The sequence below is a fragment of the Streptomyces sp. CA-111067 genome (assembly GCF_050956065.1).
Classification (GTDB): Bacteria; Actinomycetota; Actinomycetes; order Streptomycetales; family Streptomycetaceae; genus Actinacidiphila.
Window position 1 is genome coordinate 1,530,532 of sequence record NZ_CP192103.1, and the last position, 13,079, is coordinate 1,543,610.

At 74.1% G+C, this 13,079-nt stretch carries 7 protein-coding genes and 1 pseudogene; 2 read left to right on the plus strand and 6 right to left on the minus strand.

From position 1 onward, the window contains the following. Positions 1 to 300: 300 nt before the first annotated feature. Positions 301 to 1,416, minus strand: coding sequence for an alanine dehydrogenase (gene ald / locus ACQPW6_RS06705; protein ID WP_433894446.1), 1,116 nt, complete (start codon positions 1,414 to 1,416; stop codon positions 301 to 303). 290 nt (positions 1,417 to 1,706) lie between these two features. Beyond that, a pseudogene (locus tag ACQPW6_RS06710) lies at positions 1,707 to 2,936 on the minus strand (tetratricopeptide repeat protein); the annotation flags it as partial. A gap of 1,510 nt (positions 2,937 to 4,446) precedes the next feature. On the opposite strand from ACQPW6_RS06710, the gene ACQPW6_RS06715 reads away from it, so the two are divergent. After that, positions 4,447 to 5,139 (plus strand): hypothetical protein, encoded by a 693-nt coding sequence (locus ACQPW6_RS06715; RefSeq protein ID WP_433888612.1) that lies wholly within the window; start codon positions 4,447 to 4,449, stop codon positions 5,137 to 5,139. A gap of 169 nt (positions 5,140 to 5,308) precedes the next feature. Here ACQPW6_RS06715 and ACQPW6_RS06720 read toward each other — a convergent pair whose 3' ends face one another. Both ACQPW6_RS06720 and ACQPW6_RS06725 read right to left on the minus strand, forming a co-directional pair. Further along, positions 5,309 to 5,932: an NUDIX domain-containing protein gene (locus tag ACQPW6_RS06720; protein ID WP_433894447.1), complete on the minus strand. Its 624-nt coding sequence runs from the start codon at positions 5,930 to 5,932 to the stop codon at positions 5,309 to 5,311. 83 nt (positions 5,933 to 6,015) lie between these two features. Next, positions 6,016 to 7,668 (minus strand): CTP synthase, encoded by a 1,653-nt coding sequence (locus ACQPW6_RS06725; protein WP_433888613.1) that lies wholly within the window; start codon positions 7,666 to 7,668, stop codon positions 6,016 to 6,018. A gap of 433 nt (positions 7,669 to 8,101) precedes the next feature. Here ACQPW6_RS06725 and ACQPW6_RS06730 point away from each other — a divergent pair, with 433 nt between their 5' ends. Then, entirely contained in the window at positions 8,102 to 9,922 is a 1,821-nt protein-coding gene (locus ACQPW6_RS06730; protein ID WP_433888614.1) for a glycoside hydrolase family 15 protein, read from the plus strand. A gap of 2 nt (positions 9,923 to 9,924) precedes the next feature. On the opposite strand, the gene ACQPW6_RS06735 is transcribed toward ACQPW6_RS06730, so the two are convergent. Both ACQPW6_RS06735 and recN read right to left on the minus strand, forming a co-directional pair. Then, positions 9,925 to 11,055, minus strand: a complete 1,131-nt coding sequence (locus ACQPW6_RS06735; protein ID WP_433888615.1) for a glycosyltransferase family 4 protein — start codon at positions 11,053 to 11,055, stop codon at positions 9,925 to 9,927. 250 nt (positions 11,056 to 11,305) lie between these two features. After that, the gene (gene recN / locus ACQPW6_RS06740; RefSeq protein WP_433888616.1) at positions 11,306 to 13,057 is read right to left on the minus strand and encodes a DNA repair protein RecN; all 1,752 of its coding nucleotides are present in this window, start codon (positions 13,055 to 13,057) and stop codon (positions 11,306 to 11,308) included. Between the last annotated feature and the right edge of the window lie 22 nt (positions 13,058 to 13,079).

Here is a 13,079-nt window from a genome sequence, read left to right on the forward strand (position 1 = left end):
ACGATTCGCGACTCTATGGCGTGTCGGTGGTCCACAGCAACACAATCCGCCGGACACGGCCCGTTGTGTCCTCGAACGAACACCTGCTGTCAAGCGGTGCAACCAGATGAACGGCCGGGCCCTGGCGTGCAAGACCCGGCCGAAATCGTTTAGTTGACACGGCGAGCCGTATGTCGGCGGCGTGTCGCGGCATTTCGCAACAAACCGGTTACGGCGGCCGGAGTTCGGACCGGTTCAGCCGAGTGCCGTCAGCCCGGTGCCGGACGTGGCGTCGTCAACCCGGTGCCGGACGTGGCGCCGTCAGCCGAGCAGCGTGTGCAGGTCGGTGCTGTCGAGGCCGTGCGCCTCGGCGACCGGTCCGTAAACGACCTGGCCCTCATGGGTGTTGAGGCCGAGCGCGAGCGCCGCGTCCCGGCGCAGCGCCTCCCGCCAGCCGCGGTCGGCCAGTTCGACGATGTACGGCAGCGTGGCGTTGGTCAGCGCGTACGTCGAGGTGTTGGGAACGGCGCCCGGCATGTTGGCGACGCAGTAGAACACCGACTGGTGCACGGCGAAGGTCGGTTCCGCGTGCGTGGTGGGCCGGGAGTCCTCGAAGCAGCCGCCCTGGTCGATGGCGATGTCCACCAGCACCGAGCCCGGCTTCATCCTGGACACCAGCTCGTTGGTGACGAGCTTGGGCGCCTTGGCGCCGGGGATCAGCACCGCGCCGATCACCAAGTCGGCTTCGAGCACGGCCTGTTCCAGCGCGTAGGCGTTGGAGGCGATGGTCTGCACCCGGTTGCCGAACACCTTGTCGGCCTCGCGCAGCTTGTTGACGTCCTTGTCGAGCAGCGTGACGTGGAAGCCCAGGCCGAGCGCGATGGTGGTCGCGTGCCAGCCGGAGACGCCGGCGCCGATGACCACGGCCTTGCCGGACTGGACGCCGGGCACGCCGCCGGGCAGCACGCCGCGGCCGCCGGCCGAACGCATCAGGTGGTACGCGCCGACCTGCGGGGCCAGCCGGCCGGCCACCTCGGACATCGGTGCGAGCAGCGGGAGTTGGCGGTTGGCCAGCTCGACCGTCTCGTAGGCGATGGCGGTGGTGCCGGACTCCAGCAGCGCGTCGGTGCAGGCGCGGGAGGCCGCGAGGTGCAGATACGTGAAGAGGGTCTGGTCCTTGCGCAGCCGGTGGTACTCCTCGGCGATCGGCTCCTTGACCTTCAGCACCAGGTCGGCGGCCGCCCACACCTCGTCGGCGGTGCCGAGGATGCCGGCGCCGGCGCCCACGTACTCCTCGTCGGGGATGGACGAGCCGTTCCCGGCGCCCGCCTCGACGACGACCTGGTGTCCGTTGCGTACGAGCTCGTGCACGCCGGCCGGGGTGATGGCCACGCGGAACTCGTTGTTCTTGACCTCGCGGGGGATGCCCACCTGCACGTCGATCACGGTCCTTGCACTGAGGAGGGGGAGAACGGGAGAAAACGGGAACGCCGAGCTGGGTCCCGGCATGCCGTGGGGGTGACACGGCAGGCCGGACCAGGCCGCGGGGTGCGCGGTCGAGGCCAGTCTAGTGAAGGGAGAGTCTCTGTCCAGCCTTACAAAGTGGCGCGTTTGGCGGAGACCATTGGCAGTTTCGTAGGCTGGTGGCCCTTCGGACGGTGGGGCGGCGATGGGGCGGGCGCCGCGGCCTGGGCGGACGCCGGCGGACGGGGCCGTCCGGGGGGGCGTCAGGCGGCCGGGGGCTCCCCCGGCGCGAGCAGCCGGCGCGCCGCCGCGCGCTGGAGGCGGGCGGCGTCCGGGTCGCCGAGCCGGTCGAGGGTGTCGGCGAGCCGCAGCAGCACCGCGGCCTCCAGCCGGCGGTCCCCCGCCTGGCGGGACCAGTACAGCGCGTCCCGGCAGGTCCGCAGGGCGTCCTCCGGGTGGCCCGCGTACTCCTGCGCCCTGGCCGCCTCGGTCAGCGCGCGGGCCTGGGCCGGCAGGTCGCCGAGCCGCCGGTGGACCCCGGCGGCGGCCCGCCACTCGCGCAGCGCGGGACCGTACCGCTCGGTGTGCATCAGCAGCGTGCCGATCCGGCTGTGCAGCCTGGCCTGCTGCGGCAGCTCGCCGCGGGCCTGGCGCAGGGCGAGGGCCCGGCCGAACCAGTCGGCAGCGCGCTGCGGGTCGCGGCGCTCCAGGTAGGTGCCGCCCAGCGCTTCCATCGCCCGGCCCTCGGCCTCGTGGTCGGCGCAGGCGCGGGCCGCGTCCAGGGCCTGGCGGTAGCGGTCGAGGGCGGGGCCGGTGCGGCCGGCCTCGGCGTCCAGGTCGGCGAGGTTGATCAGCGCGGCGGCCTTCTCGCGGTGCAGGCCGCGGCGGTCGGCGACGCCCAGGACGAGGGCGTGCAGCTGGTAGCGCTCGGCGGTCATGGCGGCGGAGCCGCCTTCCGCGGGGAACGCGACGAGGGCGCCGACGAAGGCGGCGACCAGCCGCCTGGCCAGGGTGTCGAGGCCGCCGTCGGCGACGGCGGCCCGCGCGGCAGCGAGCAGGGCGGGCAGCCGCGAGCGCAGCCAGGTCGCTGCGCTGTGCCGGGAGTCGAACCGCAGGGTGGCGGGCTGGGTGCCCGCGAGGGACTCGCCGGCGAGGGCCGCGTGGCACGACTGGAGCAGCCGGACGGTGCGCTCCAGCATCCTGGCCCGCGCGAGCGTGATCTCCTCCGGCCGGTCGCGGCTGTCGAGCTGCTCCCGCAGCAGCGGCACGAGGCACCCCGGCACCCGGTACGGTCCGCCCGCCGCGACCTCGACCAGCAGACTCCCGCGCACGAGCCCGTCGAGCGCGCCCTGCGCGTCAGCAACGGAGCACCCGACCAGCGCGGACCCCACCTGCGCGTCCACCACACCCCCCGGAGCAAGCACAAGCAGCCGCACCATCCGCGCATCCCGCGCCCCGAGCCCCCCATAAACCACCCGAAACGCCCGCACAAGCTCGACGGGCACGGCACTCCGAACGACGACCCCCGGCCGGCTGACATGCGGAGGAGCAGCCGGGAGCACGACCCGCTTCCCAGCGGGGGGTTGCGCGGGCGCGTCGGAGGCGGGACGGCGTCCGGCAGAGGGCTGCGAAGACGCGGACGCCGCTCCGGTGTCGTGCGGGGCGGACGGCTCCGCGCTCACGGAGCCAGGACGCTGCCCAGCGGGGGGTACTCCGGCCCCGGCGGAGGCAGGACGACGTCCGGCGGAAGACTGCGAAGACGCGGCCCCGGCGCCCTGCGGGGCGGACGCCTCCGCGTTCACGGAGCCAGGACGCTGCCCAGCGGGGGGTACTCCGGCCCCGGCGGAGGCAGGACCACGTCCGGCAGAAGACTGCGAAGACGCGGCTCCGGTGTCGTGCGGGGCGGACGGCCCGGCGCTCGCGGAGACGGGACGCGGCCCAGCAGGGGGTACTCCGGCCCCGGCGGAGGCGGGACGGCGTCCGGCAGAAGACTGCGCCGACGCGGACGCGGCCCCCTGCGACGCGGACGGCCCGGCGCTCGCGGAGCCAGGACGCGGCCCAGCAGGGGAACCTCCGGCCCCGGCGGAGGCAGGACCACGTCCGGCAGAAGACTGCGCAGGCGCGGCCCCGGCGCCCTGCGGGGCGGACGGCCCGGCGGTCGCGGACGCAGGCCCGGCGGAATCCGACCCTGGCGCGTCCGATCGCCTCCCGGCAGGCACCTCGGCGTTCGCGGAGGCAGTTCCGGACGCGGAACGATGACTGGCGGAGTCCGAATCCGGCGCGTCCGACCGCCTCCCGGTCGCCTCGCCTGTGCCGTCGGGCCCCGGTTGGCCGGTTGCGGCCACGCCAGGATCACCATCAACGGCATCGTCCCGCTCGCCGCCCGCACTGGGCTCACCCGGACCGGCAGCAGCCGCGGAGCGCTCGGGCGCGCCGACACCGGGCACATCCGTGCCTGAGCGGGACGAGGCAGTGGCCCGCGCGGAAGCCGCGCCACCGTCCGGCGCGGCCGGCGTACGGGGCTCGCGCTCACCCCGCCCCGGGTCGGGAGCATCGGCTCCGCGCCCGGACGGCTGGGCGGCAGCCTCCGCTCCCCCGCCCTCGGCGGGCTCCGGGGCAGCGGGCGCCTTGTCCGGTTTCCTCGGTGCTGAGGCCGGGCGGGGCGGGGCAGCCGGGGGCGCTTCCGAGCCCACGGCGGCGGGGCTCGGCCGGCCGGGGGCCTCCGGGGCCCGGGCGGGCGGAGGCGGCGGGGCTGCCGATTGGAGGCGGTGGGTGGCCTCGGGCAGGGGGAGGCGGGGGGACGTGGCGAGCCAGGAGGCGATGAGGCGGAGAGCCATGGGGTGGCCGGAGGTCGCCTGGGTCAGGGACTCGGCCGCTCGGGGGTCGTTCGTGACGCGGGTCGTGCCGATGGACTGGGCCAGGAGGTCGAGGGCTGCGGGGGTGTCCAGGCCGCCCAGCGTGCAGGGGCGGACGTCGGGGATGCCGGGGAGCGGGCCGTCCGCGGTGGCCACCACCAGGCTGTCGATGGACGGGGGCAGCAACCCCGCCACCTGGTCCGCGTACGCGACGTCGTCCAGCACGAACAGCATCCGGCGGCCGGTGGTGGCGGTCCGCAGCGCGGCGACCGGGTCGGCTCCCCCGGGCGGCGCGCCGAGCGCGCCGAGCAGCGCGCGGGCGGTCCGCTCCGCGGGGACGGCCTCGCCCTCCTGCGTGGTGAGCCGCGCGAAGAACCGCCCGTCCGGGTACCGGTCGGCCACCTCGCCGGCCAGCCGCACCGCGAGCGTCGTGCGGCCGACCCCGGGGCGCCCGGTCACCAGCAGCACCCGCGCCCGCGGCTCCGCGTCGCCGCGACCGAGCCCCGGCCGGTCGATCTCCGCCCGCAGCTCCCGCACTTCGCGGGTCCGCCCGACGAACCCCTCCGCCACCGCCGGCAGCGGCACGACCTCGGGAAGTTCCGCGGAGGCGGAGGCGGAGGCGGAGTCCGGCACCGGGACGACCGCCGCCGGCGCGGCCGGCTCGCCCACCCGGGGCTTCGGCGGCTGCGGCCCGGCGGGCGGCCCGGCGGCCGGACCCCGCGCACCCTCAGCGGAGCGACCCAGCGCCTGTTCCGTCACGGTTCCGCTCCCGCCGGCTGTGGAGGTCCTCGCGCTGCACGGGGCGCGCGCAGCCGCGGGACCGCTGTGCCGCCGAGCGTAGTTGACCCCGACCGCCCGAGTCGGGGCTCCGACGCGGCCGGACCGGGCAATGATCACCCCATCGGATCATCGGGCCGCGACTCGGGCCGCCGCTCAGGCGGCCACCGCCCGCGCCGCCCCCGTCAGCCCGTCAGCCGGTCAGCCGGTCAGCCCGTCAGCCCGTCAGCCGGTCAGCTGCTGAACGGCCGCGCCGGCCACGGCGCCTCCGCGGGCCGCAGCGCCTCGAACCCGTCGCCGTTGCGCGCGGCCTCCAGCGCCAGCACCCCGATGACCAGGCAGTTGTTGTGCAGGTCTCCGGCCAGGACGCCCCGCACGAGATCGGCCGCCGGCACCCGGGCGACCTCCATGTCCGCCTCCTCCTCGGAGACGTCGAAGCGCTCGCCGTCCGCCTCGGACACCCCGCGCGCGAGGAAGATCCGTACCGCCTCGCTGCTGCCGCCGGGCGAGGTGTAGACGTCGGTCAGCACCCGCCAGTCCTCGGCCTTGACGTGCGCCTCCTCGTACAGCTCGCGCTGCGCCGCGTGCAGCGGGTTCTCACCGGGGACGTCGAGCAGTCCCGCGGGGATCTCCCAGAGCTTCTGCCGTACCGGGTGCCGGTACTGCCTGAGCACCAGGACGCGGTCGGACTCGTCCAGCGCGAGCACCGCGACCGAGCCGGGGTGCACCTGGTAGTCACGGGTGGCGGTGGATCCGCCCGGCATGACCACGTCCTCGCTGCGGACGCTGGTCTTCTTGCCGACGAACGGCGTGGCGGTGGCCGTGATCCGCCATTCCGTGGGGGTGTCCTTGAACATGCCGGGCCTTTCGAACACGCGAGAACGGGCGAGTGGGACGGGCGAGAAGAACGGGCAGGAGAAAGAGGACCAGTCGGCGGGCCTCAGCCGCGCTTGCGCGCCACCGCCGCCTTGACGAGACCGGCGAACAGCGGGTGCGGCCGGGTCGGCCGGGACTTCAGTTCGGGGTGCGCCTGGGTCGCCACCAGGTACGGGTGCTGGTCGCGCGGGTACTCCACGAACTCCACGAGCTTGTTGTCGGGCGAGGTGCCGGAGAACAGGATGCCGGTCTTCTTCTCCAGCTCCGCGCGGTAGGCGTTGTTGACCTCGTAGCGGTGCCGGTGCCGCTCCTCGACATACCCCTGGTCGCCGTACACCTCGCGGACGATCGAGCCCTCGGCGAGCTTCGCCGGGTAGGTGCCGAGCCGCATGGTGCCGCCGAGGTCGCCCTTGCCGTCCACGATGTCGAGCTGCTCGGCCATGGTGGAGATCACCGGGTGCGCGGTGGCCGAGTCGAACTCGGTGGAGTTGGCGTCCGGGATGCCCGCGAGGTTCCTGGCGGCCTCGATGACCACGCACTGGAGGCCGAGGCAGAGTCCGAGCAGTGGGATGCCGTTCTCACGGGCGAAGGTGATCGCCGACACCTTGCCCTCCACCCCGCGGTCGCCGAACCCGCCGGGTACGCAGATCGCGTCCACCTCGGCGAGCTGCGCGGCGGCCCCGGCCGGGGTCCGGCAGTCGTCCGAGGTCACCCACTTGATGTGCACCTTCGCGTTGTTGGCGAAGCCGCCGGCCCGCAGCGCCTCGGTGACCGACAGGTAGGCGTCGGGCAGGTCGATGTACTTGCCGACCAGCGCCACCTTGACCTCGTACGCGGGCTCGTGCACCCGCTTGAGCAGGTCGTCCCACTGCGCCCAGTCCACATCGCGGAAGGCCAGGTCCAGCCGCCGGACGACGTAGGCGTCCAGCCCCTCGGTGTGCAGCACCTTGGGGATGTCGTAGATGGAGGGCGCGTCGATCGCGGCGACCACCGCGTCCTCGTCCACGTCGCACATCAGCGAGATCTTGCGCTTGATGGCGATCGGCACCTCGCGGTCGGCGCGCAGCACGATCGCGTCCGGCTGGATGCCGATGTTGCGCAGCGCCGCGACCGAGTGCTGGGTCGGCTTGGTCTTGAGCTCGCCGGACGGGCCGATGTACGGCAGCAGCGAGATGTGCACCACGAACACGTTGTCCCGGCCGACCTCGTGCCGCACCTGGCGGACCGATTCGAGGAACGGCAGCGACTCGATGTCGCCGACGGTGCCGCCGACCTCGGTGATCACCACGTCCACGTCGTCGGTGGCCATCCGGCGGATCCGGGACTTGATCTCGTTGGTGATGTGCGGGATGACCTGGACGGTGTCCCCCAGGTACTCGCCGCGCCGCTCCTTGGCGATCACCGTCGAATACACCTGGCCGGTGGTGACGTTGGCCGAGCCGGCCAGGTTGACGTCGAGGAACCGCTCGTAGTGGCCGATGTCGAGGTCGGTCTCCGAGCCGTCCTCGGTGACGAACACCTCACCGTGCTGGAACGGGTTCATGGTGCCCGGGTCCACGTTCAGATACGGGTCGAGCTTCTGCATGGTCACGCGCAGGCCGCGCGCCTTGAGCAGCGCGCCCAGGCTTGACGCGGTCAGCCCCTTGCCGAGCGAGGAGGCCACCCCGCCGGTCACGAAGATGTGCTTGGTCGTCGTGGATTTCGGCGCAATAGCCAAGAGGGGGCTCCCGTGGTCGCGAGGTGAGGGTCGGGACGGCGTTCACGCTCGGATCGCCGTCGCGGCGGTTCAGTGGTTCAGCCCACCGGCCCACGGGCTACCAGGGTATCAGCGACGCCGGCCGGCCTCGTCAGGCGGCGCCGCGGGCGGCCGTCTTTCCGCTGCTCGCAGGGGGTGGCGGGGGCGAAACGCCGTACTTACACGACTCTTACACCCGAGCGGCGCAACTCCTGCACCCGACCGGCCCAGTGCGGGCCCGTGAAGATCGCCGTCGCATGCACACCGCTGCCCCGGACGACGTATCCTGCACGGACGCATTGCTGCGAGCCGACCGGCAAAACGGCACCACCCCGCCTCCTCCGGATCGCCGAGCTCGTCACAGATCCCAGACCGCAAGACCGTCCCGCGGGGGCGGCGCCCTGTTCGACTGGAGTTGCACGTGGCCGGGCGCATTGAGGATTACGCACTCATCGGTGATATGCAGACCGCCGCACTGGTCTGCCGGGACGGCACGGTGGACTGGCTGTGCCTGCCGCGCTTCGACTCGCCGGCGGTGTTCGCCGGTCTGCTGGGCACCGACCAGCACGGCTTCTGGCGGCTCGGCCCCGGACACGCCAAGGACACCCAGCCGCAGAACGCGACCCGCCGCAGCTACGACGGCGACTCGCTGGTGCTGGAGTCGGAGTGGGACACCGACCGCGGCACGGTGAAGGTGATCGACTTCATGCCGCCGCGTGACGGCGCGCCGCAGCTCGTCCGGATCGTGGAGGGCATCAGCGGCCGGGTGCCGATGTGCTCGTCCCTGCGGATGCGGTTCTCGTACGGGCAGATCACCCCGTGGGTGCACAAGGTCGGCGACCGCACGGTGGCGGTGGCCGGTCCCGACTCGGTGTGGCTCGACACCGATGTCGACACGTACGGCAAGGACCTGACGACGTACTCCGAGTTCACCGTGGCGCCCGGCGACCGGGTGGCGTTCACCATCAGCTGGGAGCCCTCGCACAAGCCGCAGCCGGCGCTGCCGGAGCCCGAGGTGGCGCTCACCAACACGCTGGACTTCTGGCGCGAGTGGGTCGAGCAGTGTACGTACACCGGGCCGTACCGGGAGGCGGTGGTGCGCTCGCTGATCACGCTCAAGGCGCTCACCTACGCGCCGACCGGGGCGATCGTGGCGGCCCCGACCACCTCGCTGCCCGAGGACATCGGCGGGGTGCGGAACTGGGACTACCGCTTCACCTGGCTGCGGGACGCGGCGATCACGCTGTCCTCGCTGCTGCGCACCGGCTACCGCGACGAGGCCCGTGCCTGGCGCGAGTGGCTGCTGCGGGCGGTGGCGGGCGACCCGGAGAACCTGCAGATCATGTACGGCATCGCCGGCGAACGCGAGCTGGGCGAGAACGAGCTGCACTGGCTGCCGGGTTATGAGAACTCCGCGCCGGTCCGGATCGGCAACGGCGCCGCCCACCAGCTCCAGCTGGACGTCTACGGCGAGGTCACCGAGGCGCTGCACCTGGGCCATATGACCGGCCTGGCCCGCAACGACTACGCGAGCATCCTGCAGCTGAAGCTGATCCGCTACCTGGAGAAGCACTGGAACGAGCCGGACGAGGGGATCTGGGAGGTCCGCGGCGGCCGGCGGCACTTCGTGCACTCCAAGGTGATGGCCTGGGTCGCCGTCGACCGCACGGTCAAGCTGATCGAGTCCGGCGAGGTGGACGGCCCGCTGGAGCGGCTGAAGGAGCTGCGCGACGAGATCCACTACGACGTGTGCGAGAAGGGCTACGACCGGGAGCGGAACACCTTCACGCAGTCGTACGGGTCGCGCGAACTGGACGCGTCGCTGCTGCTGATCCCGCAGATGGGCTTCCTGCCGCCGGACGACAAGCGGGTGATCGGCACCATCGAGGCGATCCAGCGGGAGCTGTCCACCGAGGACGGCTTTGTGCTGCGCTACCCGGTCTCGCAGAGCGACCAGGACGGCGAGCAGAACCTCGACGGGCTGCCCGGCGACGAAGGGGCCTTCCTGGCCTGCTCGTTCTGGCTGGCGGACGACCTGGCGATGATCGGCCGGGTGGACGAGGCACGGCGGCTGTTCGAGAAGCTGCTCGCGCTGCGCAACGACCTGGGGCTGCTGGCCGAGGAGTGGGATCCGCGGCGCAAGCGGCAGGTGGGGAACTTCCCGCAGGCGTTCAGCCATGTGCCGCTGATCGACACGGCGCTGCGGCTGACCGCGGCGGGGGCGTTCCGCGGCTGACGTCAGCCGGCGGCCGGCGCCTGGGTGAGCTCGTCGTAGACGCTGAGCACCTGGGCGACGGTGTCGTCCTCGGTCGGCCAGGTCGCGGCCTGGGCCCGGCCGGCCACGCCGAGGGCGGCCCGCCGGTCGGGGTCGGCGAGCAGCTCGGTGACCGCGCGGGCCAGCGCGCGCGGTTCGCCGTACGGCACCAGGACGGCGGCCTCGCCGACGAGTTCGGGGACGCCGCCCACGGCCGTGGCGACCAGCGGCACTCCCGCGTGCAGCGCCTCCTGGGCGATCAGCGCGCGGGCCTCCCACCGGCTCGGCAGGATCACCAGGTCGGCGGCGGCCAGCAGTTCGGGGACGTCGTCGCGGCGGCCGAGCAGGACGACGGGCAGCCGCTCGGCCTCGATCCGCCGCTCCAGCGCGGACCGCAGGGCGCCCTCGCCCGCGACGGCCAGCAGCGGCGGCGGGTCGAGTACGGCCAGCCGGGCGGCGGCGTCGAGCAGCAGGCCGTAGCCCTTGTGCGGTTCGAGGCGGCCGACGGTGAGCAGCAGCGGACGCTCCACCGCGCCGAACTCGGCGCGCGCCTTGTCGCGGCGGCGCTCGCCGTCGCCCGGCAGCCGGGGCGGGGCTCCCGGCGGGTGCGGTACGGCGGCCGGCGCCAGCCGGACGTCTTTCGCGCCGAGCCGGCGGGCGCGGTCCACCAGGTCGGACGACACGGCCAGGACGACGGTGGCGCCGCGGACCGCCCGGCGCTCCAGCCAGCTCTGGACGAGGGCGCGGCCACTGCCTTCCGGCGGGGCGCCGCCGTGCCAGGTCACCACCAGCGGGGTGCGGCGGCGGCCGAGGGCGACCGCGGCGAGCAGCCCCGCGCGCAGGCCGTGCGCGTGGACGACGCCGGCGCCGGCGAAGGCGGCTCGCAGCGCGCCGACCGCGGGGGCTTCTGAGGCGCCGATGTCGACGGGCACGAAGCGGGCGCCGGTGCCGGCGAACGCGTAGTCCGCCTCCGCGGCGCCCGGGCCGCAGACGGTCACGTCGATGCCGCGCGCGACGAGGCCGCCGGCCAGCGAACTGACGTGCGCTCCCGCCGTCGTGCCCAGTACGTGCACGGCGTGCAGCGGCCCCTGGAAGGGGTTGAACGTGCTGCTCACGCGGGGTGCGGCTCCTGACTGGGCGGGGGTCGGCTGTCGACGGGCCGGCTGCGCCTGGCAGAGCCGCCCGGTCCAGGATGCCAGGTTGCCCCCGGGGCGCGCTCCCCCGGTCCACACAACCCCCCGGTGTTCCCCCACCCCCATCACCCGAACGGATGCACCAGCGCTGCGCGCAAGCCGTCCCCCCACCGCCGCGCGGGCACGGCTTACCCCGGTTACCCCCGGGAGCGCAGGGCTCGCGCGAAAGGAGTCAGCGCGCGGCCTTTGCCGCTGCCAGGAGTTCTTCCGCGTGAGCGCGGCCCAGTTCGGAGTCCTCCAGGCCCGCGAGCATGCGGGAGAGCTCGCGTACTCGGGCCTCACCGTCGAGGATCGTCACGCCGCTGCGGGTCACCGAACCGTCGTTCGTCTTCTCCACCAGGAGCTGGCGGTCGGCGAACGCGGCCACCTGGGGCAGGTGGGTGACCACCACCACCTGGGCCGTGCGCGCCAGGCGCGCCAGGCGGCGGCCGACCTCGACCGCGGCTTTGCCGCCGACGCCCGCGTCCACCTCGTCGAAGAGATAGGTCGGCACCGGGTCCGACCCGGCGAAGACCACCTCGACGGCCAGCATCACCCGGGACAGCTCACCCCCGGAAGCTCCCTTCGCGATCGGCCGCGCCTGCGCCCCCGGGTGCGGTGCGAGCTGGAGCTCCACCTCGTCCACCCCGGTCGCGCCGAAGGCGACCGCGCGGCCGTTGACCTCGATCCCGTCCTCCGGGTCCGCCGCGTCGGCCTGCCGGATCGCGACGGTGACGCGGGCGTGCGGCATGGCCAGCTCGGCGAGCTCCGCGGTGACGGCCGCGGCGAACCGGTCCGCCGCCTCCTCGCGTGCGTCGCTGAGGGCCTGCGCGAGCCCGCCGATCTCGGCGCGCAGCGCGTCCCGTTCCGCGGTCAGCTCGCCGATCCGCTCGTCGTCGCCTTCGAGTTCGCCCAGCCGGGTGGCGCCGCGGCCGCCCCAGGCGAGCACGTCGTCGATGTCGGTGCCGTACTTGCGCACCAGGTGCGCGAGCACCGCCCGCCGCTCCTCGACCGCGGCGAGCCGCAGCGGGTCGGCGTCCAGGTTGTCGGCGTAGCCGGCCAGCTCGCCGGCCACGTCACCGAGCAGGATCCCGATCTCGCCGAGCCGGGCGGCCAGCGTGGAGAGCACCGGGTCGTGCGCGCTCACCGCGTCCAGCGCGCGCTGCGCGCCGGCCGCGAGTGTGGCCGCGTCGACCCCCTCGGGATCCTCCGGGTTCCCGGCGAGCGCCGCGTGCGCGAGCGTGGCCGCGGAGGCCAGCGCCTCGGCGTTGCCGAGCCGTTCGGCCTCGGCGGCCAGCTCCGCGTCCTCCCCCGGCAGCGGCTCCGCCGCGGAGATCTCCTCGATCCCGAACCGCAGCAGATCCGCCTCCTGGGCCCGTTCCCTGGCCCGGGTGGTGAGTTCGTCCAGCTCGCCGGCCACCTCCCGCAGCCGCCGGTAGGCGGCCCCGTACTTCTCCAGCGGCACCGCGACCGCGTCCCCCGCGTACCGGTCGAGCGCCGAGCGCTGCCGGGCGGGCCGCAGCAGGCCCTGCTGGTCGGTCTGGCCGTGCACGGCGACCAGGTCGTCGGCCAGCTCGCCGAGCAGCCCGACCGGCACGGTCCGGCCGCCGACGTGCGCCCGGGAGCGCCCCTCGGCCGACACCGTACGGCTGATCAGCAGCGCGCCGTCGTCGAGTTCGGCGCCCGCCTCCTCGGCGCGTACCCAGGCCCGCTCGCCCGGGTCCATCGTTATCCGGCCCTCGACCACCGCCTGCTTGGCGCCGATCCGTACCAGCGCCGGGTCGGCACGACCGCCGAGCAGCAGGCCGAGACTCGTCACGACCATCGTCTTGCCCGCACCGGTCTCGCCGGTCACCGCGGTGAAGCCGGGTGACAACTCCACCACGGCGTCCTCGATGACTCCCAGCGACCGGATCCGCATTTCCTCCAACACGGATACGACCATACGAGGTTTGCGGCCCGGCGCG

Bases quoted from the DNA above. Each gene is read 5' to 3' on its own strand.
- ACQPW6_RS06720 (WP_433894447.1), bottom strand. From the start codon at position 5,932: ATGTTCAAGGACACCCCCACGGAATGGCGGATCACGGCCACCGCCACG.
- recN (WP_433888616.1), bottom strand. From the start codon at position 13,057: ATGGTCGTATCCGTGTTGGAGGAAATGCGGATCCGGTCGCTGGGAGTC.